The sequence below is a fragment of the Mycobacterium sp. NPDC050551 genome, assembly GCF_040674075.1.
GTDB lineage: Bacteria > Actinomycetota > Actinomycetes > Mycobacteriales > Mycobacteriaceae > Mycobacterium.
Window position 1 is genome coordinate 53,492 of the sequence record NZ_JBFARC010000005.1, and the last position, 24,902, is coordinate 78,393.

Below are 24,902 nucleotides of genomic sequence, written 5' to 3' on the forward strand. Positions count from 1 at the left end.
GATTCGATGTGCTCGGCGCTACCGCGCCGCGAGGCTGAAACCCTCCCAGGCCGTCCTGCGGTCGACGTCGGGATCGAACTCGATCCTGGGCCTGCGGTCGAACACGCGCACGGCGCGTCGGTCGGCGGTGTAGAGCGGCCAGTCCTCCCCCGGCACACCCGTGCTGCCGAACGCCCGCCAGCGCCGCTGCACGTCCCGGCTCACCCGGCGCGCGGACCGCTGGTCGGCCGCCGCGGTGAGCAACGAACCCAGCCGGGTCTGGTAGGTGTCGAACACGGCGAGCAACTCCATGGCGTGCGTGGCGCCGAGTCCCGACCACTGCAGCGTGCGGGGCGCGTAGTCATAGCGGTACACGTAGGTCGGCGCGTGCCGGGAATGCGCCTCGGCGACCTGCCAGGTCGCCGTGCCGAACACGAAGTCACCGCCGAGCCGCACACACGCCGACGGGCTCGGATAACCCGGGTAGGCCGAGGTGATGCGTTCGCGCCGCTCGGCGTCCGAGTTGGCCAGCAACAGCTCGATGGTCGCCTCGGATGTCGGCAGCAACTGCAGGAATCGGGTGAACAGCTTGCCCTCCTCCGCGTTGTTGCCGACGATGAGGGGCACCCGGTGGGCGGTGCCCTCACGCATCGCCTCGACCGGATCGCGCGGCAGATAGTCGGTGCCGAAGGCCGGCCCCAGCGCGAAGGCTCCCGGCATGTCGTCGGTGCCGTGGGTGAGCAACCGGTCGAGTGCGGTCACCAGCTCTCTCGGCCTGGCCGCCATCAACGCGGCGGCCCCGTCCTGCGGACGCGCGCCGAGCAACCCGGCGAACTGGTCGGCGAATGTGGCGGCGGCTTCCGGTGACCGCACCATGCCGCTGACCGGGCTCTGCGAGATGGCCCGCGCGAACAGCCCTTTGGCCTGCGGCACGGCCAGCAGGGTGGCGACGGCGTGCGCGCCGGCACTCTCGCCGAAGATCGTCACGTTGTCCGGGTCGCCGCCGAACACCTCGACGTTGTCGCGCACCCAGCGCAGCGCCATCACCAGGTCCCGCAGGTACAGATTCCCGTCGATCGGGTTCTCCGGCGTGGACAGCGCGGACAGGTCCATACAGCCCAGCGCTCCGAGCCGGTAGTTCACCGAGACGTACACGCAGCCCCGCCGTGCCATCGCCGCACCGTCGTAGAGGGGCGTCGCCGAGCTGCCGAGCAGGTAGCCGCCGCCGTGGATGAAGAACATCACCGGCATCGGGCCGTCGGGCGGTGTCTGCGGCGCAACGACGTTCAGCGTCAGGCAGTCCTCGCTCATCGGCTGGTACTTGTTGACCCCGATGAGGGTGTACCGGCGCTGCTGTGGTGCGCAGTACCCGATGCTGTGGCAGTGCCGGACACCGCGCCACGGCTGCACGGGCAACGGCGCCCGGAACCGCAGGCGGCCGACCGGCGGCTGGGCGTACGGGACGGCCCGCCAGCGGTGCACACCGTCACGGGTGAAGCCTTCGATCGTGCCGGTGTTGATCGTTGCGCGGACTGTGTGTTCGTGCATCTCCCGACCGTAGCGAACGAACCGCTGTTCGCCGCGCCTGACGGGCCTCACCGCATCGGCCCGCTAGCCTGGCGTCATGCGGATTGCTGTGTTTCTCGCGGCGTCTGTGCTGGTGGCGGGGTGTTCAGTGGGGTGCGGCGGGCAGGGCGGCGAGTCCGGGTCACCGCCGGGTTCCCGATTGTCGGTGCCGTCGCCCGCGACGCGCCCGAGTGCCCCGCCGACGACCACGCGGACGTCGACGCCGCCGGTGGGCGCCCCTGTCACGGGCGCTCCGATCGGTGACGTCGTCGCGTTCGTGGCCGCCGGAACGCCTGCCGACGTGGGCGGTTTCCACTCGGCGACCCGGGACGGCGAGGTGTCACAGCTCGGCGAGGCGGTTGCGTTCACCACACCGTCGGGCACGACGCGGTGCATGACCGATCCGCAGTCCGAGGGCGGACTGGACTGCCTGGTCCGGTTCACCGATCCGCCACCGGCCCCGCCCGACATCGCGGGGCAGTGGATCGGCGACTGGGTGGACTTCACCGGTCCGACGCTCGACGTCGGGTCGGTGCACGGCGATCCAGGGCCCTTCGTCCGGGGCGACGGTGCGGCATTGCCGTACGGCCGGTCACTGGCCTTCGGTGACTTCCGGTGCCGCGCCGACCCGGCCGGCCTGTTCTGCGTGAACTACGCCCATCAGACGGCCGCCCGCCTCAGTGACGCGGGGGTGGCGCCGTTCGGCTGCCTGAAGTCGGTGAGCCCGCCGGCCGACGTCGGCGTCCGGTTCGGCTGTCCGGAATGACCCGCCGCACCTAGTCGGTGGTGCGGAGCCGCGCCTGCACCCGCTCGGGATAGGTGTTCGTCATCCCGACCGCACCGGCGATCACCACCACCGGGATCACCCAGTTGGTCCAGTGCCCGGTCGACGGCGCACCGGCCGCGACGAAGCCGAGCACCGCGATGAGCGCGAACACCAATCCCCACATCAGGGTGAGCATCTGGTTGGTGCGCCGGAACGCCGCCTCCTCGCGGTCGCTGCGCGGCGTGAAGTCCCGCGCGTACTGCTCGGTGAACGGGGTGAACGCCAGCGATCCGAGCGCCATCACGGCCAACACGCCGCTCGACAGCGTCGTGGAGTAGACGTCCATCCAGTCCATGTCGCTGGCGCCGGTGATCATGCCTGCGACCGTGACGGCGACGAAGAACACGATCGTCACCACCTCGAGCAACCGGGGACCGCCGACGCGCATCGACACCCCGAGGATGAACGCCGCGATCACCGCGCACAGACCGCCGTAGAGCCAGGTGCTCGAGCTGCCGGCCACCACCCAGTACAGAATCCACGGTGCGAACCCCACGAACGGGCTGTGCTCAAACCATTCATCCATCGTCACCGCAGACTACGAGCAGCGGCGCCGCGGTGTCAGGTCAGGCCACGCCCTTGCGCCGCAGCAGCGGCAGCACGCCCTCGGCGAACCAGTGCTCCTCCTCGAGGTGCGGGTAGCCCGACAGGATGAACTCGTCGAAACCGAGGGCGTGGTACTCGACGATCAGGTTGGCGACTTCCTCGTGGCTGCCGACCAGCGCCGTGCCCGCGCCGCCGCGGACCAGCCCGACCCCCGCCCACAGGTTCGGGTAGATCTCCAGCTGGTCGACCCGTCCGCCGTGCAGCGCCGTCATCCGCCGCTGCCCTTCGGATTCCGACTTCGAGTGCAGGGCGGTGGCCTTCGCGATCTGTTCGGGCGTCAGCCGGCCGACGAGTTCGTCGGCGACGGCCCAGGCCGCCGCGGACGTGTCGCGGCTGATGGTGTGCAGCCGGATCCCGAAGCGGATGGTGCGCCCGCGCTCGGCGGCCAACGCGCGAACCCGCTCGATCTTTGCGGCCGCCGCCTGCGGGGGCTCACCCCAGGTCAGGTAGACGTCGACGTACTGCGCGGCGATCGGCAGCGCGGCCGCCGAGGACCCGCCGAAGTAGATGCCGGGCAACGGGTTCGGCGGTGCAGACACCCGGGCGTCGGCGACCTTGTAATGGTCGCCGTCGAAGTCGAGTGACTCCTGCTGCCACAGCGAGTTGACGATGTGCAGGAACTCGCCGGTACGGGCGTAGCGCTGGTCGTGGTCGAGCCAGTCGCCGAACCGCCGCTGTTCCAGGTCGTCTCCGCCGCTGACGATGTTGAGCAGGACGCGGCCGTCGGAGAAGCGCTGCAGGGTGGCGGCCTGCTGGGCGGCCAGCGTCGGCGGCACCAGACCGGGGCGGAAGGCCACCAGGAATTTCAGCCGCTCGGTCTCCGAAAGCAGCGCCGCCGCGGTCAACCAGGCGTCCTCGCACCAGGTTCCGGTCGGGGTGAGCACGCCCTCGAAACCCAGCCGGTCGGCGGCACGGGCCACCTCGGCGAGGTAGCGCCTGCTCGGTTCGCGGTAGCCGGCGGGCACGGTGTGGTGGGCCGAGGCATGCGAGGCGCCGACGATGTTGCGGCTGTCGCCGTTGGTGGGCAGGAACCAGAAGAACTTGGCGGGCGAAGCCTGCGATTCAGTTGCAGCGGGCGAAGCCTGCGATCCGGGTGTGGCGAGGGTGGACATCTCACTCCTTCTTGCGGTCGATGTAGAGCGGGGCCAGCACGTCGCCGTAGCGGCGGTCGACCCAGCGGGAGAAGTCGGGGGCCGACGCGATCTGCTGCGACTTCGCGAAGAGGTCGGCCATCTCCTGTTCGGAAGCCACGAGTTGATCGGACAGGTCGAAGGGCAGTCGCAGGCTTCGCCCCTGCGCCAACTGTGCCACTCCGGGGTCGAGGCCGACATCCTCGCCGTAGCGGGTGGCCCATTCGGCGGGATTGTCGTGCGCCCACCGGACGGCCTTGGCGTAACGCACCAGCAGATCGCGCAGCGCCGAGTTGCGCTTCGGGTCGGCCAGCGCCGCGTCGGCCGCCACACCGAAGCCGGCGCCGTTGGTGACGCCGGTGGCGCGGGCGATGCTGCGGACGGGCAGTTCCGTCTCGGCCTGTGCGGTGTAGGGATCCCAGACCGCCCAGACGTCGACGCGGCGCTGGGTGAACGCCGACAGCGCATCGGCGGGTTGCAGGAACACCAGCTTGACGTCGTCGGGCGTCAGCCCCGCCCGGTCGAGCTGCACCAGCGTATGGCCGTGTGCGGAGCTGCCTTTGGCGACCGCGATGCTCTTGCCCCGCAGGTCGCCGACCGACTGCAGCGGCGAATCGGCGTGCACCAGGATCTGGTCGCCGAACCCTCCGCCGTCGTACGCCGAGACGATCTTCACCTTCGCGTTGGACGCGGCGCCGAAGATCGGCGGGGTGTTGCCGGTGATCGCGAAGTCGATCTTGCCCGCGGTGGCGGCCTCGATCTGCGGCGGGCCCGAGGTGAACGTCGAGAACTCCACGGCGTAGGGCAGGTTCTCCAGTGCGCCCGCGGCGGTCAGCAGCGCCTGGGTGCCGCCCTTCTGGTCGCCGATGTGCAGGGTGACACCGGCCAGCTCCGAGAGCGGAACGGTCTGCGGCGCCTGCTGCGCACCGGACGAGTCCTGACGCGACACACAGCCGGCGAGAAGGCTCATCGCGGTCATTGCGGCGAGCAGCACGGCGATCGGCCGGGATCTGGGCATGGTCGTCTCCTCTGTCGAAGCCGTAGTGGCGGTCAGCGGTTGACGCCGAGCCGGTCGAGCAGCTCGGCGCGGTAGTGCTCGGTGTGGGCGGTCGATTCGCCGGGCGGGCGGCGCGGCTCGTCGATGTCGAGGGTGTGCGCCACCTTTCCGTCGTCGAGCACCAGCACCCGGTCGGCCAGTGCGACCGCCTCGTCGACGTCGTGGGTGACCAGCAGCACGCCGAATCCGTGTTCGCGCCACAGGTCGACGAGCAGGGATCGCATGCTCAGCCTGGTCAGCGCGTCGAGCGCACCGAACGGCTCGTCGAGCAACATCAGCTCCGGCTCCGCGACCAGCGCGCGGGCCAGCGAAACCCGTTGCGCCTGACCGCCCGACAGCGTCAACGGCCACACACCGGCGCGGTCGGCCAGGCCGACGTCGGCCAGTGCCCGCAGCGCCCGCTCGTTCGCCTCGCCGCGGGACAGGCGTTGCCGCGTCAGCCCGTAGACGACGTTGGTGCGCACATCGCGCCACGGGAACAGACGCGGTTCCTGGAACGCCAGCGCGGGCGCCCCGGCGACCACCCGGTCGCCGGTGTGATCGGTGGACAGTCCCGCCAGCACCCGCAGCACCGTCGACTTGCCCGAGCCGCTGCGGCCGATCAGCGCGACGATCTCACCGCGGGCGATGTGCAGCGAGACGTCGTTGAGCACATGGTGCTCGCCGTACCACTTGTCGACGTGGCGGAGTTCGCCCGCGGTCTGCGTACGGCGTTCGCTGGCAATGGTCATGTGCGGTACCTCAGTGCTCGGCGCTCGAGGGCGCGGACGATGGCATCGGTGCCGATGCCCAGCAGTGCGTAGACGACGAGACCGAAGATGATGATGTCGATGCGCAGGAAGTCGCGGGCGTTGTTGATCAGGAAGCCGATGCCCTTGTCGGCGTTGATCTGCTCGGCCACGATCAAGGTGAGCCATGCGATCGCCAGGGACTGCCGGAAACCGACCAGCACCTGGGGGGCGGCGCTGGGCACGATGATGTCGCGGAACCGTTGCCAGAACGAGAAGCCCAGCACCTGAGCGGTTTCGAAGAGTTTCGGGTCCACCTGGCGGATCGCCGAGAAGGTGTTCAGGTAGAGCGGGAAGCTGACGCCGAGCGCCACCAGCAGCACCTTGGGCAGTTCGCCGATGCCGAACCACACGATGAACAGCGGGATGAGGCCGAGGTGCGGCAGTGCCCGCACCATCTGCATCGGCGGGTCGACGCCGGCCTCCAGCCACCGGGACAGCCCCACGGCGGTGCCGAGCGCGACGCCGACGACGCTGCCCAGCAACAGACCTTCGACGACGCGGATGCCCGACACCCGCAGTGCGTCCGCCAGCTGACCGTTGCCGATCAGCTCGACGCCTGCCTCCGCGATCAGGGACGGCGCGGGCAACACGTCCTGCGGGATGAGGCCCAGCGCGCTGCCCAGCTGCCACAACAGCAGCAGCACCACCGGCGACGCGAGCCGGATGACGGCCCACTTCCGTTCTCCGCGTAAGCCTTTCGCTTGCCCGCCGATGCCTGCCGTGGCGATCGCGCCCGGCGGAGTCGCCACCTCGGATGAACTCGCCACGGTGAAACGACGCTACGGGCGGACGCCTCGAGGGCATAAGGGTTCTATTCGCCGTGAGGAAAAGAAGCGCCCCGGCGACCGGGAACGCGGGTGCCGTCAGCCGAGCCGGAAGCCTCCCTGGACCAGCGTCGGCGTCACCGCCCTGCCGTTGATCGTCGACCCCATCGCGCCGCTGTGCATCACCACCAGCGGGGCGGCCTGCTGCAGTTGGCGCCGACTGCGCACCTGGTCGCGGAACTGCTCGGCCGCGAGCCGCTCGGCCTGTTCGAGGTCGTGATCGCTGACACCGCCGCTGAACTGGACACCGATCGCGGACCCGTCGGTCCGCAGCACCCACGACGAACGCACGCCGCCTGCGTCGGCGGTGTACGCCCCTGCGGGCGCCTGCGCGGGTGTGGCGATGAACGGGTACGCCATGCCGTTCATGGTCAGCTCGCCTTCGACGTCGGTGCCGTCGAACGTCGCCTCGAGGGTGTCGCGGAATCGGGAGTCGATGTCGATGCGGCCTGCGGACTGGCTGCCGAAGAACCATGCCTCGTCGTCGGCGCCGTTGCACGCGTAAGCGGCGATCTCCGAACCGTCGACGGAGATCCCGATGCTCATCGCCCGGCCGTCCCTGGTGATGTCGGCGATGTAGGTGCCCGCGGGCGGGAAGGTGGTGGCCGACGTCGCGCCGACCGAGGACTCGATCGCCTCCGGCGACGAACCGCCGGAGCACGCGGCCAGACCGAGCGCGAGTAGCGCGCCGATGCCCACCAGCAGTGCGCGCAGGTGGGTGAGCATGTGCTCAGCATCCCCCGCCGTTACCGATCACGGGCGGAAACAGCGCCTGCACACCTGCTTCTACAGACGGGTCAGCAGGCCTTTGTCCCCGATCGCCGCCAGCGACAGCGTGCGGTACCCGTACTCCTCGAACAGCACGGTGACGCGGTCCTGGTCGCCGCCGATCACCACACCGTCGCCGAATTCGCGGTGGCGCACCGCGGTGTCCACGGGCACGGCCACACCGTCGGCGCTGTCGCCGATCGGTCGCCCGGGGTCCAGGCACCGGTCGCAGTTGCCGCACGGGCCGGGCAGCGCCTCGCCGAAATAGGCCAGCAGGAACCGGCGCCTGCAGTCGCGGGTCTCGGCGTATCCCCGCATCATCTCCACGCGGCTGCGGTCGATCCTTTCGCGGGTCTCGACCACCTTGCGCGCCTGCTCCACGGCGACCGCGGCGTCCATGCCCGTCGCCGTCAGGCCCTTGCGAGACGAGCGGACGGCGCCGGCCTGCTCGAGCAGGTTGACGGCGTTCGTCAGGGCCCGTCCGCGTAGATCGAGCGTGCCGCGGATCTCCTTGAGCCGTCGGGGCTTGTCCTCGTCCAGCGCGCGGTACACGTCGGAGATGGTCTGCTCGTCGGGGGTGTGGGTGGTGAAGAACCGTGCCAGCCCGAGATCCTCGGGCCGGTAGTACAGCAGCGAGGTCGCCGCGTCGCCGTCCCTCCCGCCGCGGCCGATCTGCTGGTGGTAGGAGTCCAGCGACTCGGGCACCGAGGCGTGCACCACGAAGCGGACGTTCGCCTTGTCGATGCCCATGCCGAGGGCCGATGTCGCGGTCACCACGTCGAACCTGTCGTCGCGGAAGCCGGCGTGCACGTCGTCGCGCTGCGCCGCGCTGAGGCCGGCGTGATAGACGGCGGTGCGCATACCGCGCTCGGCCAGCGCGTCTGCGTAGAACTCGGCGTCCTTGCGCGTCGCGGTGTAGAGCAGGCCGGGGCTGCCCAGCAGGGGCACCCGCTCGCAGACCGCCGCACGCTTGCCGTCGTCGTCGAGGTGCTGTTCGACCAACAGCCGCAGGTTCGGGCGGTCGAAACCGCCGATCACCCGCACCGGGTCGCGCAGGCCGAGACCCGCGACGATCTCGCGACGCACCACCGTGGACGCCGTCGCCGTGAGGGCCGCGACCGGTACAGCGGGGCCGAGGCGGCCGAACGCGTCGGACAGCCGCAGATAGTCCGGTCGGAAGTCGTGCCCCCACGCCGACACACAGTGCGCCTCGTCCACCACGATCAGGCTCACCGCCGCGTCGGCGAGGCCGGCCACGACGTCGTCGTTGGCCAGTTGTTCCGGGGACACGAAGATCACGTCGGCCTCACCGCGGCCGATGGCGTCCCAGGTGCGCCTCCGTTCGGCCACGCGCTGCCCCGAGTGCACCGCGACGGCCACCGCGGCGGTGCCGTCCAGTGCGGCGATCTGATCGTGCTGCAGGGCGATCAGCGGCGACACCACCACGGTTGCGTGCTCCAGCAGCAGCGACGGCACCTGGTAGATGGCCGACTTGCCCCAACCGGTCGGCATCACCGCGAGCAGGTCACGCCCGGCCAGCACCGCCTCCATGCCCTCGAGCTGCTCGGGCCGAAGCCGTGACCAGCCGAATTCCCGCTGCGCCACGGCGGCCAGATCGTCATGCGTTTCGGTGCGGTGCTGCGACACCGCGGTCTGCTACCCCGCGGCCGCGGGGCCAAACTAGCGCCAGCCGTCGGCCGCCTTGGCCGCCCGGACGAGTTCGTCACACAGCTGGCGCAGCTCGTCGGCCGCGGCGCCCTCGTCCACCGCCGTCGCGACATCCTCTGCGGCGCAACGCACCTGGTACACCCGGTCGGAGAGCTGCGCGGCCTCGTCGGCGGTCAGCACGACCGCGTCCGGGGCGAGTGCGGTGCCCTTGACCATGGCCCGCTGCTCGTAGGCACGCTGGCGGCAGGACTGCCTGCAGTACTGCCGCCGCCTGCCCATCCCGGCGTCGGCCACCTCGCGGCCGCACCACCGGCAGGGTTGCAGACGGCGGCGACGGACATCTTCGCGATGCTCGCGGCTACGCACTTCAGGCCCCACGGTGGTCGACTGTAGACGGCCGGTGGTGCGGTTCCCGGTATCCTGGAGGTCGAGTCGGGAACTCAACGGGCACCGACCGCGTTGATGATCCGGCAACTTACACATCGAGGAGTGTTGACGATGGCTGATCGCGTCCTGAGAGGCAGTCGCCTCGGAGCCGTGAGCTACGAGACCGACCGCAACCACGACCTGGCGCCGCGTCAGGTGGCCCGCTACCGCACCGACAACGGCGAAGAGTTCGACGTCCCGTTCGCCGACGACGCCGAGATCCCCGGCACCTGGCTGTGCCGCAACGGCATGGAGGGCACCCTGATCGAGGGTGACGTGCCCGAGCCCAAGAAGGTGAAGCCGCCGCGCACGCACTGGGACATGCTGCTGGAACGGCGCTCGGTGGACGAGCTCGAGGAGCTGCTCAAGGAGCGTCTGGACCTGATCAAGTCCAAGCGCCGCGGCAGCTGAGCACCCGCTAGCGGACGATGCCGCGGGCGCGGTCGAGGCGCCCGCGGACACCCCAGGTGGCGACCTTGAACATCGCCTCCCGGATGTTGGACCCGCTCATCTTGGACACGCCGAGTTCGCGTTCACTGAACGTGATCGGCACCTCCACCACGACGAAGCCCTGGTTGATCGCGCGCCAGGTGAGGTCGATCTGGAAGCAGTAGCCCTTGGAGTCCACCGCGGCCAGGTCGATCTTCTCGAGCACCTCACGTCGGTAGGCCCGGTAGCCGGCAGTGATGTCGTGGATGTCGACGCCCAGTAGCACGCGGGCATAGGTGTTGGCGGTCTTGGAAAGGGCGTAGCGCCGCCGCGGCCAGTTCCGGATCGTGCCGCCCGGGACGTATCGCGACCCGATCGCCACGTCGGCGCCGCCGTCGACGGCCTCGAGCAGCCGGTGCAGCTGTTCGGGTGCGTGGCTGCCGTCGGCGTCCATCTCCACCAGCACCGAGTACTGCCTGCCCAGCCCCCACGCGAAACCGGCCAGATACGCCGCTCCCAGCCCGTCCTTGCTGGTGCGGTGCATGACGTGCACCCGGTCCGGGTCGGCCAGCGCGAACTCGTCGGCCAGCTCACCGGTGCCGTCCGGGCTGCCGTCGTCGACGATCAGGATGTGCACGCCGGGGCACGACTGGTGTACGCGGCCGACGATCAACGGCAGGTTCTCCCGCTCGTTGTAGGTCGGGATGATGACCAATGCGCGCTGACTCGGCCGGATGGCGCCGCCGGCACCCTCCCCCGGCTGCGCTCCACCAGGGACAGTCATGTCAGTCCTCCGTCGTTGCCGTCCTCGTCGGACGGGCTGTGCCCGGCCCTTCCGGCCCTGCGCCGGCGCCGTCTGATCGCCGATACGAACGCTCCATTGTGCAGCATGGCCGCCAGCAAAGCCCCGACGCCGACGGCGACCAGCACGGCCTGCACGGCGGGTCCCCAGCGGGTGGCGGGCGTGAGCTGCGTCTTCAACCGGACCTGCTGGTCGAGGTAGGCCGGTTCGAAGAACCCGGTGCGCGACAGTTCGCGTCCGTCCGGCGCGATCATCGCGCTGATGCCCGTGGTCCCCGCGACCACCACGTACCGGTCGTGCTCGACGGCGCGCAGCCGGGCGAACGCCAGTTGCTGCTCGCTCATCGGCTCGGTGAAGGTGGCGTTGTTCGACGGCACCGCCAGCAGCTGCGCGCCGGCCAGCACCGACTCCCTCGCGGCCCGGTCGAAGATGACCTCCCAGCACGTGGTCACCCCGACCGGGATGCCCGCAGCGTGCACCACCCCGTTGCCGGAGCCGGGGATGAAGTAGCCGGCCCGGTCGGCGTAGGGCGACAGCTTGGAGAAGAAGCCGCGCCAGGGCAGGTACTCCCCGAACGGTTGCACGATCCGCTTGTCGTGCCGTTCGGCCGGTCCGCTTCCGGGTTCCCACACGATCACCGAGTTGGTGGACACCGGATTCTCCGGGCGGTAGTCGGGAGCCCGCACGACGCCGCCGACCAGGATCGGCGCGTCGACGGCATCGGCGGCGGCGGTGATCTCCTCCGCGGCGTCCGGGTTGGCCAGCGGGTCGATGTCGGAGGAGTTCTCCGGCCAGATCACCAGCGCCGGATGCGGCGCGCGGCCGGCCCGTACGTCCTCGGCCAGCCTCAGCGTCTCCTGCACGTGGTTGTCGAGGACCGCACGGCGCTGGGCGTTGAAGTCCAGCCCGAGCCGGGGCACGTTGCCCTGCACTGCGGCGACGGTGACGGTGACGGTGGGATCGTCGGTGGCGCCCACACCGGAGTGCCGGACCTGCGGCGAGACCAGCGCGGTGCCGAGCAGTGCCGCGCTGATGCAGATGCCGGGCAACACGACGGCGGGCAGCGCGGTGTGCATGTCGTCCTCGTGATGCCACCAGCGGACAGCCTCGACGACGATCGCGGTGAGGCAGAACCCGGTCAGCGCGACCGCGAAGGACAGCAGTGGCGCGCCGCCGACCTGCACCAGGGGCAGCAGGGGTCCGTTGGTCTGACCGAACGCCACCACACCCCAGGGGAACCCGCCGAACGGCACCGTCGACTTGAGCCACTCCTGGCCCACCCACAGCGCCGCCAACCACAGTGGCTGGCCGGGCAGCCGGCGCACCAGCACCGCGAGGGCGCCGAACAGCCCGGGGAACAGCGCCTGCACCACGGCCAGCGCCAGCCACGGCACCGGGCCGACCAGCCCGCTGATCCACGGCAGCAGCGGCACGTAGAACACGGTGCCGAACAGGACGCCGTAGCCGAACCCGCCCGCGACCGTCGTCGATGGTCGCGTCAACGTCCACCCCAGCAGGGCGAACGCCGCGAATGCGGCCCACCACCAGCCGAACGGCGGGAAGCTCAGGCACAGCAGCAGCCCGCCGAGGCCGGCCGCGCTCAGCTGCGCCCACCGTGACAGCACGGCCGGGCCGGCGGCGCGGGCGACGCGGGCCAAGCGCGACGGCCGCGGGTGCCGGTCCGCCCGGCGGGTGCGCGGGGCGGCGGTCTTCGAGTCGGCGGTCTTCTCGTCGACGGTCTCGTTCGGGCCGGTGTCGAGGTCGCCGACATCGTCGCTGGGGACGGCAGGGATCACGTCGGTGTCGTCCATCGCCCGGCGGCGGCGTCGGCCCGGCGGGTCAGCCATGGATGACGACACCTCGGTGCACAGTCCGGCGGCACCGCGGCGACGGGTCGTCCGGCGCCAGCCTCGGCAGTGCCGGGACACGGGACCGCGGGTCAGTGGACCAGCGCGCCACGCCGTCGGCCGGAGCGCTCACCGTCAGCTCATCGGCGTCCCACACCGCGTAGGAGGCGGGCGCACCGGGGACCAGGGTGCCGGTGACGCCGTCGTTGACGCCTGCGGCCCTCCAGGCGCCCCTGGTCGCCGCCGCGAACGCGGCCCGCAGCGACACCGCGCTGCCCGGTGTCCGGTGCGCGCTCGCGGCGCGGACCCAGCCCCAGGGATCCAACCCGGTGACGGGGCTGTCCGAGCCGAAAGCGAGGGGCACGCCTTGGGATGCTAACAGCGCGAATGGGTTGAGCCCGGCGGCGCGATCCGGGCCGAGCCGCTGGGCGTACATGCCCCCGGACCCACCCCAGAGCGCGTCGAAGGCGGGCTGGACGCTGGCGTGCACACCCCACGACCCGAGCAGCGCTGCCTGCTCGGCGGTGACCATCTCCAGGTGTTCGAGGCGGTGCCCGCAGCGCGCGACTGCGGGCGCGCCGACCCGCTCGACGATGCGGCCGATGGCCTCCACCACCGTGCCGACCGCGGCGTCGCCGATCACGTGGAACCCGGCGGTGATTCCGGCCTCGGTGCAGGCGGCCAGGTGCGCGGTGATCGCGTCGGCGTCGAGGTACGTGTTGCCGCAGCTGTCCGGCGCATCCGCGTAGGGCGTGTGCAGCCAGGCCGTCCGCGAGCCCAGGGCGCCGTCGACGAACAGGTCGCCTGCGAGCCCGCGCGCTCCGGTGCGGTCGACGAGGTCACGGGCCGCACCGGGGCTGCCGACCGCTTCACCCCAGTACCCGACGACGTCGACACCGTGCGTGAGGTCGCGGACGGCGAGCCAGTCGTCCAGGCCGCCGATCTGCGGACCGGCGCACTCGTGCACCGCGACGATCCCCTGCGCGGCCGCCGCGTCGAGGGCCGCGGTCTGCGCGTCCCGGCGCTGCCGGGCGGTCAGCCGCTCACGCGCGGCGGCCCGCACCCGGTGATGGGCGTCGGCGGTCAGCGGCGACTCGACGGCGAACCCGGCCGCGTCCTCGACACCCTGGGCCGATCGGCGCAGCGCCGTGGTGGCCGCCGCGGAATGGACGTCCACGCGGGACAGGTAGGCCGGTCGGTCCCCGAGCAGCCCGTCGAGGTCCGCGGTGCTCGGCGCCCGGCGCTCGGGCCACCCGGACTCGTCCCAGCCATGTCCCCAGATCACCCCGTCGGGGTGGGCCTGCGCGTGATCGGCCACCAGCGTCAGGCAGTGCCGCAGCGACGTCGCGGCACGCAGGTCCAGCCCGGTCAGCGTCAATCCGGTCGCGGTCAGGTGGATGTGGCTGTCGACGAACGCCGGCGCCACGAACCCGCCGTCGAGGTCGACGACGGTGGCATCGGGGAACTGGGCTCGGCCGACGTCGTCGGCGCCGAGCCACGCGACGGTGTCGCCACGGACCGCCATCGCGGTGGCGTCGGGCATCGCCGGGCTGTGTATCCGCCCGCCCACCAGCAGTGTCGTCACCACGAGTCCGACACGCTAGTCGGGCTTGCGCTCCACGACGTCGGGCAGGGCGGCCGAAGCGGTGGTGGGCGGGGTGTCGTGCACCTCGAGGACCTCCCCGTCGATGTAGCCGCCGTCGCTGTAGTCACGGGCGCCGTGGGTGGGCGCCATCCCCGGCACGGTGACCAGCGGGACACGGCCGAGACGGCGGGCGGCCAGCGCCGTCGCCGCGGGCCGGACGGCCGCCCGCGTCGGCGGCAGCAGCAGCAGCGCGCCCAGCACCGACGACGCGACGCCGGGGATCGCCACCAGCACCGTGCCCAGGGCGACGAGTGCGCTGTCGGTCACCGCCCCGCGGGCCGACGCGGCGGTCAGCCCGGACTGCAGCCGGCCGATCTGGCGCCTCAGTTGCGAGCCCGCCAGCGCCAGCCCGAGCACGAACGTGGCGAGCACCAGAAGGAGTGTCCAGCCGAAGCCGAGCGTCGACACCAGCGCGACCAGCACCGCCAGTTCGACGACGGCGTAGAGCAGGAACAGCCGCATCATCATGATCGGACAACGTTCCGCACGTCCCCCGGGTTCCGTAGATTGGGCGCGTGGCCGACGACGTACGCGACATCCGGATCTCCGCACCCAACGGTCCCCTCGAGGCGATGGTGTCCGTACCGGACGGGTCAGGCCCGTGGCCGGGCGTGGTGGTGGTGCACGACGCGATCGGTTACGGCCCGGACAACCGCAGGACGACCGCGCGGATCTCCGCCGAGGGCTATGTGACCATCACCCCGAATCTGTTCTCCCGCGGCCGGGTGCGATGCATCACCAGTGCGTTCCGCAGCCTGTTCACCCGCACCGGTCCCACCGTCGACGACATCCTGGCCGCCCGCGAACACCTGCTCGCCATGCCCGAGTGCAGCGGGCCGGTCGGCATCGTGGGCTTCTGCATGGGTGGACAGTTCGCGCTGCTGCTGTCGCCGCGCGGATTCGCCGCGTCGGCGCCGTTCTACGGCACGCCGCTGCCGCGCGGCCTCGACGAGGCGCTCGACGCGTCGTGCCCCGTCGTCGCGAGCTTCGGCAGGCGCGACCCGCTGGGCATCGGCGCCGGCGAGCGACTGACCAAGGTGGTGGAGGCCCGCAACATCACCGCCGACGTCAAGGTGTACCCGGACGCCGGCCACAGCTTCGCCAACCAGTTGCCGGCCCAACCGCTGCTGCGGATCACCGGATTCGGCTATGACGAGGCTGCCACCGCGGACGCCTGGTCGAGGGTGTTCGCGTTCTTCGACACGCACCTGCGCGCCGGTTAGGCCGCCCGCACCTCGATCGCCGCGTGCACCTTGTCCACACCGCCGCGGATCAGTGCCTGCGGAATCCACCACCAGGCGTGCCACCAGTAGCGCCGGGTCACCATGTCGAACACCCGCCGGGTCTCCGACTTGGGGAGGTTCCGGGCGATCGCCTCCACCGGTTCACCCTTGGGCTTGCCGAGCACCCCGCACTTCTGGATCGTCACCCGCGGAGTGTTGTTGATGCGCTTGGTCTTCCACGAGCCGTCGTCGGTGCTGATGAGCAGCCGGTCACCGTCGGGCACACCCCACACCGGGGTCGGCTTCGGCCTGCCGTCCTTGGTGAACGTCGTCAGCAGCAGGTACTTCTCGCCGTAGACGTCCTGGAACGTCGGAGCCATGTCAGCTCACCGCCGTCAGTTCGACGGTGACGTTCTTCTTCAGCCCGCCGTTGAGCTTCGAGAAGAACCCGAAGCCCTTCCCGAGCAGGCCGTACCGCCGGCCGATCGCGTCGTAGGTGGGGCCGTTGGCCGACTTGTCGAGGATCCTCGCCGTCGCCTCGACGGCCTCGCCCTTGGGATTGCCGCTGCGGTCGCACTCGGCGATGGTGACCCGAGGGGTGTTGCGGATGCGCTTGACCTTCCAGGACTTCTCCTGGGTGATCACCACCAGCCCGTCGCCGGACGGCGCGGCCCAGATCGGTGTCGGCTTGGGTCTGCCGTCCTTGGTGAACGTGGTCAGCAGGATGTACTCGGCCTTGGCGACCTCGGCGAATGTGACGGGCATATGTGCAACCTACCCATTCCGGCCGATCAGCCCTCGAGGTCGCCCTCGGTCTCCAGCAGCACTTGGCGCAGGCCGTCCAGCGTTGCGGGTTCGGGCTGCGCCCACATTCCCCGGCCCGCCGCCTCGAGCAACCGCTCCGCCATCCCGTGCAGCGCCCACGGGTTGGACTCCGACATGAACTTGCGGTTCTCGTCGTCGAGGACGTATTCGTGGCTCAGCCGCTCGTACATCCAGTCGGCCATCACTCCGGCGGTGGCGTCGTAGCCGAACAGATAGTCCACGGTGGCGGCCATCTCGAAGGCGCCCTTGTAGCCGTGCCTGCGCATCGCGGTCATCCAGCGGGGATTGACCACGCGGGCACGGAACACCCGGGTGGTCTCCTCGTTCAACGTCCGGGTGCGCACCGCGTCCGGGCGGGTGTTGTCACCGATGTACGCCGCGGGGTCCTTGCCGGTGAGCGCCCGCACGGTGGCGATCATCCCGCCGTGGTACTGGAAGTAGTCGTCGGAGTCGGCGATGTCGTGCTCGCGGGTGTCGGTGTTCTTCGCGGCCACCGCGATGCGCCGGTAGTTCTGGTTCATGTCCTCGGTCGCCTGCCTGCCGTCCAGGCCGCGGCCGTAGGCGAATCCGCCCCATGCGGTGTAGACCTCGGCGAGGTCGGCGTCGTCGCGCCAGTTGCGGCTGTCGATCAGCTGCAGCAGGCCCGCGCCGTAGGTGCCCGGCTTGGAGCCGAAAATCCTTGTGGTGGCTCGACGTTGGTCGCCGTGTTCGGCGAGGTCGGCCTGGGCGTGGGCGCGCACGTAGTTGTCCTCGGCGGGCTCCTCGAGGCCGGCGACGAGCGCCACCGCGTCGTCGAGCATCGTGACCACGTGCGGGAACGCGTCGCGGAAGAACCCCGAGATCCGCACGGTGACGTCGATGCGGGGCCTGCCGAGCTCGGCGGGTGTGATCGCCTCGAGGTCGACGACGCGCCGCGAGGCGTCGTCCCACACCGGCCGCACACCGAGCAGCGCCAGCACCTCGGCGATGTCGTCACCGGAGGTGCGCATGGCCGAGGTGCCCCACACCGACAGGCCGACCGACCGTGGCCAGCTGCCGTGGTCGTCGCGGTAGCGGGCCAGCAGCGAATCCGCCATCGCCACACCGGTTTCCCAGGCCAGCCGGGACGGCACGGCCTTGGGGTCCACCGAGTAGAAGTTGCGGCCGGTCGGCAGCACGTTGACCAGGCCGCGCAGCGGTGAGCCCGACGGGCCCGCGGCGATGAAGCGGCCGTCGAGCGCGCGAAGCACCTGCTCGATCTCGGCGGAAGTGCCCGCCAGCCGGGGCACCACCTCGGTGGCGGCGAACCGCAGGACGGCCGCCACCGCGGGGTCGTCGGTGATCCCGTCGACGGCCCCGGCGTCCCACCCCGACCGCTGCAGCGCGGCCACCAGCTCGCGGGCGGCGGCCTCCGCGGCGTCGACGGCGGTGCGCTCGTCGTTGCCGTCCTCGGCCAGACCGAGGGCCTGCCGCAGCCCGGGCACCGTCTGCTCGCCGCCGAACAGCTGGCGGGCCCGCAGGATCGCCAGCACCAGGTCGAGCTGCGACTCACCCTCGGGCGGGTGTCCGAGCACGTGCAGGCCGTCGCGGATCTGGACGTCCTTGATCTCGCACAGCCAGCCGTCGACGTGCAGCAGCATGTCGTCGAACGAGTCCTCGTCGGGGCGCTCGGCGAGCCCGAGGTCGTGGTCCATCTTCGCCGCCCGCATCAGCGTCCAGATCTGCTGGCGGATGGCGGGCAGCTTCCCCGGATCGAGGGCCGAGACGTTGGCGTGCTCGTCGAGCAGCTGCTCGAGGCGGGCGATGTCGCCGTAGCTCTCGGCCCTGGCCATCGGCGGGATCAGGTGGTCGACGAGGGTGGCGTGCGCGCGGCGCTTGGCCTGGGTGCCCTCGCCGGGGTCGTTGACCAGGAACGGGTAGATCAGCGGCAGGTTCGCCAGCGCGGCGTCGGTGCCGCACGCCGCGGACATGCCGAGTGTCTTGCCCGGCAGCCACTCCAGGTTGCCGTGCTTGCCCAGGTGCACGACGGCGTCCGCCCGGAAGCCCGCGTCGAGCCAGTGATAGGCCGCCAGGTAGTGATGGCTGGGCGGCAGGTCGGGGTCGTGGTAGATGGCGACGGGGTTCTCGCCGAAACCGCGCGGCGGCTGCACCATCAACACCACGTTGCCCGCCTGCATCGCGGCGATGACGATCTCGCCGTCGGCGTCACGGCTGCGGTCGACGAACAGCTCGCCCGGCGCCTGCCCCCAGTGCTTCACGACGGCGTCGGTGAGCTCGGCGGGCAGGGTGGCGAACCATGCGCGGTACTCGGCCGCACCCACCCGGATCGGGTTCCCCGCCAGCTGGCCCTCGGTCAGCCAGGCGGCATCCTGGCCGCCACGTTCGATCAGCGCGTGGATCAGCGCGTCGCCGTCGCCGGCCTCGACACCGGGGATGTCCCCGATGGCGTACCCGTGTGCGGCCATCGCGCGCAGCAGCTCGACGGCGCTGGCCGGGGTGTCGAGCCCGACGGCGTTGCCGATCCGGGCATGCTTGGTCGGATAGGCGGAGAACACCACCGCGACCCGCTTGTCCGGCGGCGCGACGGCGCGCAGCCGTGCGTGCCGGACGGCGAGCCCCGCCACCCGGGCGCACCGCTCCGGGTCGGCGACGTAGGAGACCAGGCCCTCGGCGTCGATCTCCTTGAACGAGAACGGAACCGTGATGAGCCGGCCGTCGAACTCCGGCACGGCCACCTGGGTGGCGACGTCCAGCGGCGACATCCCGTCGTCGTTGGCCGCCCACTGCGCGCGCGAGCTCGTCAGGCACAGCCCCTGAAGGATCGGGACGTCCAGCGCCGCGAGATGCGCGACGTCCCAGGTGTCGTCGTTGCCTCCGGCACCCACCGAGGCGGGTGTCGCTCCCCCGGCGGCCAGCACCGTGGTGACCATGGCGTCGGCGGCCGCGAGCGTGTCGAGCAGTTCGGCCGGCGCGGTGCGCAGCGACGCGCAGAACACCGGAAGTGGTTGTCCCCCGGCGTTTTCAATGGCAGAGCAGAGTGCCTGGACGTACCCGGTGTTACCGGCCAGGTGCTGGGCCCGGTAGTAGAGGACGGCGACCGTGGGGCCGTCGACATCGGCGGCGTCGCGTTCGAGCACGCCCCATTCAGGCGTGGATTCCGGTGGGGCGAAACCGAATCCGGTCATCAGGATGGTGTCGCACAGGAAGGCGTGCAGCCGCCTCAGGTTTTCCAGCCCGCCCTGGGCGAGATAGATGTGGGCCTGCAGCGCCACGCCGGCCGGTGTCGTCGAGCGGCGCATCAGCTCGGCGTCGGGGGCCTGTTCCCCGGAGACGACGACGGCGGGCACCCCGCTGGCGACGACGGCGTCGATGCCGTCCTCCCATGCGCGGTACCCGCCGAGGATCCGTACGACGACGCAGTCGGCGCCGTCCAGCAATTCCGTCAGCTCACCGGCCACCAGGCGGGTCGGATTGGCCCACCGGTACTGCGCGCCGCTGGCGCGGGCGGTGGTGAGGTCGGTGTCGGACGTCGACAGCAACAGGACGGTCGGATGACGGGTCGGCTGGGCCACCCGTCATTCGTACCCCACCCGGGGTCAGCGGTCGTAGTTTCCCCAGCGCGCGTGCCACGACTGCTGGTAGGGCAGTCCGATCGCGGCGATGAGGACGAACAGAGCGACGACGAGAGCGATGATGGTGAACATCGCTGCCCCCTTCCCTTGTATGCGATACCGGCGGTATCGCCTCACCTGAAAGGTACGGAGGGGCAAGGGCGAAACAAAGCGTTTGTGTGGAGGAGATCACACGGCCCGACAATGTGAAGGACGTCACATCGACGGCGTGCGCGCACGTCAGCGGTCGGTGACGAAGCCTTCGGCGATCATCCAGTCGCGGGCGACGACGGCGGGGTCACGGCCCTCGACGTCGACCTGCTTGTTCATCTCGATGATCGCGTCGTTCGTCAGCGCCGCCGTCACCGGCGCGGTCACCGCGGCGATCTCGGGGTGGGCGTCGAAGAAGTCGCGCTTCATGGTGACCGACGGGTTGTAGTGCGCGAAGAACTGCTTGTCGTCGGTGAGCACCACCAGGTCGAGTGCGGCGATCCGGCCGTCGGTGGTGAACACCTCGCCGAAATCGCACTGTGTGGCGTCGGCAGTGGCCTGGTAGATGATGCCGACCTGCAGGATCGGCGTCTGGGCACGGGCCGGGTCGAACCCGTAGGCGGCGGCCATCCCCGGGAAACCGTCCTGGCGGGCCCGGAACTCGGTGTCCACACACGTCTTCGCGGCGGCGGGGTCGCGGCGCACCAGGTCGGCGTACTGAGACAGGGTGCGCACGCCGGTCCGCTCGACCACCCGCCTGCTGGCGGCCAGTGCGTAGGTGTCGTCCATCGGTCCCGGTTCCAGCCACACCATGTCGTTGCGGGCGAGGTCCGCGTCGCGCACCGCCTCGTACTGCTCGCGGGTGTTCGGAATCGGCTTCTCGTTGCCGAGATAGTTTATCCAGGCGTTGCCGGTGAATTCGTAAGCGACGTCGACCTGTTCGCGCAACTGTGCCTCGCGGGTGCTGCGCGAGCCGACGATCCCGGTGAGGTCGCGGACCTCGGCGCCGGCCGCGGCGAGGGTGTACTCCAGGATGTAGCCCAGGATGACCTGCTCGGTGTACTCCTTGGAGCCGACGGTGATCTTCACGCCCTGCAGTTCCGGCGCAGGCTGGATCGATCCGGGACCCACCTCGAACGGCACCGCGCTGCCGGATCCCAGGCCGCAGCCGGGCAGCACCAATACGACACACGACGCCAGCGCGAGCAACGCCCGCCGCGCCGTCACCGCAGGCCCTTGGGGCCGACGTAGAACTCCGCGAGCCCGCCGACCCAGTCCACCAGCAGCGCCAGGCACACCGCCAACACACTGCCCAGGATCAGCGTCACGTTGTCCTGCAGCTTGTAGCCGGTGTCGATCAGGATGCCCAGACCGCCCGCATTGACCAGGAAGGACAGAGTGGCGGTACCGACGGCCAGCACCAGGGAGGTGCGCAGCCCGGCCAGGATGTAGGGCACGGCCAGCGGCAGTTCGACCCGCAGCAGCAGCGCGGCGCGCGACATGCCCTGGCCGAGGCCGGCGTCGATCAGCGACCGGTCGACCTGATCGATGCCCAGGATGGTGCTGGACAGCACGGGCAGCAGCGAGTACAGCGCGATCGGCAGCACGCCGATCCAGAACCCGGTCCGTGCGGTGAGCAGGAACAACAGCACCAGCAGGCCGATCGCCGGCGCCGCCTGCCCGATGTTCGCCACACCGATCACCAACGGCCGCAACACCTTCGCGCCGGGACGGGTGACGAGCACTCCGAGCGGAACGCCGATGAGCAGGACGATCGCCGTGACGGCCCCGGTGATCAGCAGGTGCTGCCAGATCAGCGAGGCGACGTTGCCGGGATTGATGTTCTCCTTCTGGGTGGCCGTGAGATCGCGGTTGAACGCCCAGAACACCACGGCTGCAGCGACGATGAGCACCAGCACCGGCTGGATGTAGAGCCGGACCCGCTCGGCCGCGGTGGCCTTGGGTGTGTCGACGGTCTTGACGGCAGTGGTCACGGTTCGTCGTTCCCGGTGGCGGCCTCCGCGTCCGACCGCAGCGTGGTGATGGTCTCGATCAGGGTGTCCAGCGTGACGACCCCGACGTACCGGCTGCCGGGTCCGGCGACCACCGCGGAGGCGTGCTGTTCGGCCAGGATCGCCTCGAGCGCGTCCTCGAGTGTCGACTGTGTGCTGACCACGTCGAGCGGCTCGGCGACGTCGCTGAGCGAGCCGGCGTGCCGCAGCCGCTTCTCGCGCACCCAGCTGACCGGGCGGTCACGGTCGTCGAGCAGCACCAGCCAGTCGAAGTCGGTTCCGGCCAGCGCGGTGCGGGCCTGTTCGACCGTGTCGTCGCGGCGCACGGCCGGATGTGGCCGCAGGTCGACGTCCTTGACCCGCAGCAGGCCGAGTTGCCGCAGCGAGGCTCCTGATCCGACGAAGCCGGCGACGGTGTCGTCGGCGGGGCTGGCCAGGATGGTCTGCGGCGTGTCGTACTGCAGCACCTTGGACCGCTGCCCCAGCACCGCGATGCGGTCACCGAGCTTGACCGCCTCGCCGAAGTCGTGGGTGACGAAGACGATCGTCTTGCGCAGTTCGGTCTGCAGCCGCAGCAGCTCGTCCTGCAGGGTGCTGCGGGTGATCGGGTCCACCGCGCCGAACGGCTCGTCCATGAGGAGCACCGGCGGATCGGCGGCCAGTGCGCGGGCCACCCCGACCCGCTGCTGCTGGCCGCCCGACAGCTGGCGCGGATACCGCTGCGCGTACTGCGCGGGCTCGAGCCCCACCATGTCGAGCAGTTCGTCGACGCGGTCGCCGATGCGCTTGCGATCCCAGCCCAGCAGGCCCGGGACCAGGCCGACGTTCTGCCGGATCGTCATGTGCGGGAAGAGGCCGGCCTGTTGGATGGCGTAGCCGATCGAACGCCGGAGCTCCGTCGGCTTGATCGACAGCGCGTCCTTGTCGCCGATCTCGATGCGACCCGACGTCGGCTCGGACAGCCGGTTGATCATCCGCATCGTGGTGGTCTTGCCGCACCCCGACGGGCCGACGAAGACGACGATCTCGCCGGCCGGGATCTCGAGCGAGACATTCTCCACCGCAGGGTCTTTGGACCCCGGGTACACCTTCGAGACGTTGTCGAGCAGGATCCGCACCCCGGTCGGGTCCTGCTCGGCGGGGCTTTCGGCTGTCAGTCCGGTTGTCATCGAACACCTTTCGATGTGGTGAGGCGCCCGAGCAGAACGAGCAGGGCGTCCAGCGCGAGCGCCAGGATGACGATGAGCAGGGTGCCGGCCAGGGCCATCGGCAGCGCCGTGGGGCTGCCGACCCGGGCCAGCCCGGCGAAGATCAGGTTCCCCAGACCCGGGCCCTTGACGTAGGCGGCGATGGCCAGCACGCCCATCGACATCTGGGTGCTCATCCGCATGGCCGACAGGATCGACGGCCAGGCCAGCCGGATCTCGACGCGGCCGAGGGTGCCGAGCCGGCTCAGCCCGATGCCACGCGCCGCGTCGGTGAGGGCGGGGTCGATCGCGGTGAGCCCGACGATGGTGTTCCGGACGATCGGCAGCAGCGAGTACAGCACCAGCGCCGCCACGCTGGTCGCGACGCCGAGGCCGAACAGCGGGATGAGCAGGCCGAGCAGCGCGAAGGACGGGACCGTCAGGATGATGCTCGACGTGGTCGTGGCGAGGTTGGCGGCCAGCGGGCTGCGGTAGGTGAGCACACCGACCGCCACGCCGATGACGGTGGCGATCAGCACGCTCTGCACCACCGCGCTGACGTGCTGATAGGAGTCGAACAGGAGCTGGGATTGATGGGAGGTCACGTAGTCCCACAGACCTCGCACGCCCACCTCCGCTGTAGGTTTCGTCCCGTGTGTGCGCAGCACCCTACGCCCGGGGTGGCTGGCTGGTACCCGAACCCGACTAGATCAAAACGGGGCGCTGCTGCAGCCAGTTCGGTTCTCACTGAGTGAAACCCTGGGCCGGCGAGCGCCGTTGCGGCAGCGTGTGCGCCCGTGCGCGTGGTGAAACTGGGTGCCCGTATCGGAGCCCGCATCGATGGAGTCCAGCTGAGCAGCGTGTCCGACGCGGGGACGGCGGCACGCATCAACGACGCGCTGCTCGAGCACAAGGTCGTCTTCTTCCGCGAGCAGCACGACCTGGACGACGACGGTCAACTGGCGTTCGCACGCAGGCTCGGGACGCCGACGACGGCCCATCCCACCGTGACCTCCCGCGGTGAGCGGGTGCTGCCGATCGACTCGCGCTACGACAAGGCCAACAGCTGGCACACCGACGTGACGTTCGTCGACCGCATCCCGAAGGCCTCGCTGCTGCGGGCGGTGACGCTGCCCGAATACGGCGGTACCACCACGTGGGCGTCGACCGAGGCCGCCTACGACCGGTTGCCGGAACCGCTGCGCGCGCTGGTGGACAACCTGTGGGCGGTGCACACCAACGCGTACGACTACATCGCCGATGTCGAGACGCCATCGGCATCGGCGTCGGCCGCCGAGCGGCAGTACCGGTCGGAGTTCGTCAAGGACTACTACGAGACCGAGCATCCGGTGGTGCGGGTGCATCCGGAGACCGGACGGCGGGTGCTGGTGCTCGGCCACTTCGTCAAACACTTCGTCGGCTTGAACTCCGCGGAGTCGGCCGCCCTGTTCGGTCTGCTGCAGACCCGGATCACGAGGCTGGAGAACACCATTCGCTGGAACTGGGCACCGGGTGACGTGGCGATCTGGGACAACAGGGCCACCCAGCACTACGCGGTCTCCGATTACGACGACCAGTTCCGCCGGCTCAGCCGGGTCACCCTGGCCGGGGACATCCCGGTGGACGTCCACGGCAGGCGCAGCAGGGTGATCTCCGGTGACGCGTCACACTATTCGGCGGTGGTGACACCGATCGCGCTGGCCAGCTGAC

Annotated in this window: 24 protein-coding genes; 4 read left to right on the forward strand and 20 right to left on the reverse strand. The window is 70.6% G+C overall.

Annotation, left to right across the window (positions count from 1 at the left end; all coding sequences use genetic code 11):
* Positions 1-18: 18 nt before the first annotated feature.
* Positions 19-1,527, reverse strand: coding sequence for a carboxylesterase/lipase family protein (locus AB0K11_RS20135; protein ID WP_364980758.1), 1,509 nt, complete (start codon positions 1,525-1,527; stop codon positions 19-21).
* A 76-nt stretch (positions 1,528-1,603) separates the two neighbouring features.
* On the opposite strand from AB0K11_RS20135, the gene AB0K11_RS20140 reads away from it, so the two are divergent.
* Positions 1,604-2,311: a hypothetical protein gene (locus tag AB0K11_RS20140; protein ID WP_364980761.1), complete on the forward strand. Its 708-nt coding sequence runs from the start codon at positions 1,604-1,606 to the stop codon at positions 2,309-2,311.
* 10 nt (positions 2,312-2,321) lie between these two features.
* Here AB0K11_RS20140 and AB0K11_RS20145 read toward each other — a convergent pair whose 3' ends face one another.
* From AB0K11_RS20145 to AB0K11_RS20180, 8 genes are all read right to left on the reverse strand, one after another.
* Positions 2,322-2,897 (reverse strand): hypothetical protein, encoded by a 576-nt coding sequence (locus tag AB0K11_RS20145; RefSeq protein WP_364980764.1) that lies wholly within the window; start codon positions 2,895-2,897, stop codon positions 2,322-2,324.
* A gap of 40 nt (positions 2,898-2,937) precedes the next feature.
* Positions 2,938-4,089, reverse strand: coding sequence for an LLM class flavin-dependent oxidoreductase (locus AB0K11_RS20150; protein WP_364980767.1), 1,152 nt, complete (start codon positions 4,087-4,089; stop codon positions 2,938-2,940).
* A gap of 1 nt (position 4,090) precedes the next feature.
* The gene (locus AB0K11_RS20155; protein WP_364980770.1) at positions 4,091-5,125 is read right to left on the reverse strand and encodes an ABC transporter substrate-binding protein; all 1,035 of its coding nucleotides are present in this window, start codon (positions 5,123-5,125) and stop codon (positions 4,091-4,093) included.
* A 32-nt stretch (positions 5,126-5,157) separates the two neighbouring features.
* The gene (locus tag AB0K11_RS20160) at positions 5,158-5,895 is read right to left on the reverse strand and encodes an ABC transporter ATP-binding protein (RefSeq protein ID WP_364980773.1); all 738 of its coding nucleotides are present in this window, start codon (positions 5,893-5,895) and stop codon (positions 5,158-5,160) included.
* Positions 5,892-6,683 (reverse strand): ABC transporter permease, encoded by a 792-nt coding sequence (locus AB0K11_RS20165; RefSeq protein ID WP_364981813.1) that lies wholly within the window; start codon positions 6,681-6,683, stop codon positions 5,892-5,894. Before AB0K11_RS20165 ends, AB0K11_RS20160 begins: the two co-directional genes overlap by 4 nt.
* 135 nt (positions 6,684-6,818) lie before the next feature.
* Positions 6,819-7,505 carry a hypothetical protein gene (locus AB0K11_RS20170; protein WP_364980776.1) on the reverse strand — a complete coding sequence of 229 codons (687 nt, stop codon included), beginning with the start codon at positions 7,503-7,505 and terminating at the stop codon, positions 6,819-6,821.
* A gap of 60 nt (positions 7,506-7,565) precedes the next feature.
* Positions 7,566-9,194 (reverse strand): RecQ family ATP-dependent DNA helicase, encoded by a 1,629-nt coding sequence (locus AB0K11_RS20175; RefSeq protein WP_364980779.1) that lies wholly within the window; start codon positions 9,192-9,194, stop codon positions 7,566-7,568.
* Positions 9,195-9,227: 33 nt separating this feature from the next.
* Positions 9,228-9,593 (reverse strand): hypothetical protein, encoded by a 366-nt coding sequence (locus AB0K11_RS20180; protein ID WP_364980782.1) that lies wholly within the window; start codon positions 9,591-9,593, stop codon positions 9,228-9,230.
* A gap of 120 nt (positions 9,594-9,713) precedes the next feature.
* Here AB0K11_RS20180 and rbpA point away from each other — a divergent pair, with 120 nt between their 5' ends.
* Complete coding sequence (gene rbpA / locus AB0K11_RS20185; protein ID WP_264015750.1) at positions 9,714-10,052, forward strand: RNA polymerase-binding protein RbpA; 339 nt, start codon at positions 9,714-9,716, stop codon at positions 10,050-10,052.
* 7 nt (positions 10,053-10,059) lie between these two features.
* Here rbpA and AB0K11_RS20190 read toward each other — a convergent pair whose 3' ends face one another.
* The 4 genes from AB0K11_RS20190 to AB0K11_RS20205 are packed head-to-tail and all read right to left on the reverse strand — an operon-like array spanning position 10,060 to position 14,832.
* Entirely contained in the window at positions 10,060-10,854 is a 795-nt protein-coding gene (locus AB0K11_RS20190) for a polyprenol monophosphomannose synthase (protein ID WP_364980787.1), read from the reverse strand.
* Positions 10,851-12,719, reverse strand: coding sequence for an apolipoprotein N-acyltransferase (gene lnt, locus AB0K11_RS20195; RefSeq protein ID WP_364980790.1), 1,869 nt, complete (start codon positions 12,717-12,719; stop codon positions 10,851-10,853). The genes AB0K11_RS20190 and lnt overlap by 4 nt, the downstream gene beginning before the upstream one ends.
* Entirely contained in the window at positions 12,712-14,304 is a 1,593-nt protein-coding gene (locus AB0K11_RS20200) for an amidohydrolase (protein WP_364981816.1), read from the reverse strand. The genes lnt and AB0K11_RS20200 overlap by 8 nt, the downstream gene beginning before the upstream one ends.
* Positions 14,305-14,319: 15 nt before the next feature.
* Positions 14,320-14,832: an FxsA family protein gene (locus AB0K11_RS20205; RefSeq protein ID WP_364980793.1), complete on the reverse strand. Its 513-nt coding sequence runs from the start codon at positions 14,830-14,832 to the stop codon at positions 14,320-14,322.
* Between the two features lie 104 nt (positions 14,833-14,936).
* Between AB0K11_RS20205 and AB0K11_RS20210 the strand changes: the two genes are divergently transcribed.
* Positions 14,937-15,587 (forward strand): dienelactone hydrolase family protein, encoded by a 651-nt coding sequence (locus tag AB0K11_RS20210; protein ID WP_364981819.1) that lies wholly within the window; start codon positions 14,937-14,939, stop codon positions 15,585-15,587.
* On the opposite strand, the gene AB0K11_RS20215 is transcribed toward AB0K11_RS20210, so the two are convergent.
* The 7 genes from AB0K11_RS20215 to AB0K11_RS20245 form a co-directional block, all read right to left on the reverse strand.
* Positions 15,584-15,967 (reverse strand): PPOX class F420-dependent oxidoreductase, encoded by a 384-nt coding sequence (locus AB0K11_RS20215; RefSeq protein ID WP_264015745.1) that lies wholly within the window; start codon positions 15,965-15,967, stop codon positions 15,584-15,586. The two genes, AB0K11_RS20210 and AB0K11_RS20215, sit on opposite strands and share 4 nt — an antisense overlap.
* Position 15,968: 1 nt before the next feature.
* A complete protein-coding gene (locus tag AB0K11_RS20220; RefSeq protein WP_364980797.1) occupies positions 15,969-16,352 on the reverse strand; it encodes a PPOX class F420-dependent oxidoreductase in 384 nt (127 codons plus the stop codon).
* A gap of 26 nt (positions 16,353-16,378) precedes the next feature.
* The gene (gene cobN, locus AB0K11_RS20225; protein WP_364980800.1) at positions 16,379-19,963 is read right to left on the reverse strand and encodes a cobaltochelatase subunit CobN; all 3,585 of its coding nucleotides are present in this window, start codon (positions 19,961-19,963) and stop codon (positions 16,379-16,381) included.
* A gap of 279 nt (positions 19,964-20,242) precedes the next feature.
* Positions 20,243-21,220, reverse strand: coding sequence for a glycine betaine ABC transporter substrate-binding protein (locus AB0K11_RS20230; RefSeq protein WP_364980803.1), 978 nt, complete (start codon positions 21,218-21,220; stop codon positions 20,243-20,245).
* Positions 21,217-21,987 carry an ABC transporter permease gene (locus AB0K11_RS20235; protein WP_364980806.1) on the reverse strand — a complete coding sequence of 257 codons (771 nt, stop codon included), beginning with the start codon at positions 21,985-21,987 and terminating at the stop codon, positions 21,217-21,219. Before AB0K11_RS20235 ends, AB0K11_RS20230 begins: the two co-directional genes overlap by 4 nt.
* Positions 21,984-23,174 carry an ATP-binding cassette domain-containing protein gene (locus tag AB0K11_RS20240; protein ID WP_364980809.1) on the reverse strand — a complete coding sequence of 397 codons (1,191 nt, stop codon included), beginning with the start codon at positions 23,172-23,174 and terminating at the stop codon, positions 21,984-21,986. The genes AB0K11_RS20235 and AB0K11_RS20240 overlap by 4 nt, the downstream gene beginning before the upstream one ends.
* On the reverse strand, positions 23,171-23,818 hold the full coding sequence (locus tag AB0K11_RS20245; protein WP_364980813.1) for an ABC transporter permease: 648 nt from the start codon (positions 23,816-23,818) through the stop codon (positions 23,171-23,173). The genes AB0K11_RS20240 and AB0K11_RS20245 overlap by 4 nt, the downstream gene beginning before the upstream one ends.
* 171 nt (positions 23,819-23,989) lie before the next feature.
* On the opposite strand from AB0K11_RS20245, the gene AB0K11_RS20250 reads away from it, so the two are divergent.
* Positions 23,990-24,901 carry a TauD/TfdA family dioxygenase gene (locus AB0K11_RS20250; protein ID WP_364980816.1) on the forward strand — a complete coding sequence of 304 codons (912 nt, stop codon included), beginning with the start codon at positions 23,990-23,992 and terminating at the stop codon, positions 24,899-24,901.
* The last annotated feature ends 1 nt before the right edge of the window (position 24,902 follow it).

Coding starts and splice junctions, on each gene's coding strand:
- AB0K11_RS20135 (WP_364980758.1), bottom strand. CDS start 1,527: ATGCACGAACACACAGTCCGCGCAACGATCAACACCGGCACGATCGAA.
- AB0K11_RS20140 (WP_364980761.1), top strand. CDS start 1,604: ATGCGGATTGCTGTGTTTCTCGCGGCGTCTGTGCTGGTGGCGGGGTGT.
- AB0K11_RS20145 (WP_364980764.1), bottom strand. CDS start 2,897: ATGGATGAATGGTTTGAGCACAGCCCGTTCGTGGGGTTCGCACCGTGG.
- AB0K11_RS20150 (WP_364980767.1), bottom strand. CDS start 4,089: ATGTCCACCCTCGCCACACCCGGATCGCAGGCTTCGCCCGCTGCAACT.
- AB0K11_RS20155 (WP_364980770.1), bottom strand. CDS start 5,125: ATGCCCAGATCCCGGCCGATCGCCGTGCTGCTCGCCGCAATGACCGCG.
- AB0K11_RS20160 (WP_364980773.1), bottom strand. CDS start 5,895: ATGACCATTGCCAGCGAACGCCGTACGCAGACCGCGGGCGAACTCCGC.
- AB0K11_RS20170 (WP_364980776.1), bottom strand. CDS start 7,505: ATGCTCACCCACCTGCGCGCACTGCTGGTGGGCATCGGCGCGCTACTC.
- rbpA (WP_264015750.1), top strand. CDS start 9,714: ATGGCTGATCGCGTCCTGAGAGGCAGTCGCCTCGGAGCCGTGAGCTAC.
- AB0K11_RS20190 (WP_364980787.1), bottom strand. CDS start 10,854: ATGACTGTCCCTGGTGGAGCGCAGCCGGGGGAGGGTGCCGGCGGCGCC.
- lnt (WP_364980790.1), bottom strand. CDS start 12,719: ATGGCTGACCCGCCGGGCCGACGCCGCCGCCGGGCGATGGACGACACC.
- AB0K11_RS20205 (WP_364980793.1), bottom strand. CDS start 14,832: ATGATGATGCGGCTGTTCCTGCTCTACGCCGTCGTCGAACTGGCGGTG.
- AB0K11_RS20210 (WP_364981819.1), top strand. CDS start 14,937: ATGGTGTCCGTACCGGACGGGTCAGGCCCGTGGCCGGGCGTGGTGGTG.
- AB0K11_RS20215 (WP_264015745.1), bottom strand. CDS start 15,967: ATGGCTCCGACGTTCCAGGACGTCTACGGCGAGAAGTACCTGCTGCTG.
- AB0K11_RS20220 (WP_364980797.1), bottom strand. CDS start 16,352: ATGCCCGTCACATTCGCCGAGGTCGCCAAGGCCGAGTACATCCTGCTG.
- AB0K11_RS20240 (WP_364980809.1), bottom strand. CDS start 23,174: ATGACAACCGGACTGACAGCCGAAAGCCCCGCCGAGCAGGACCCGACC.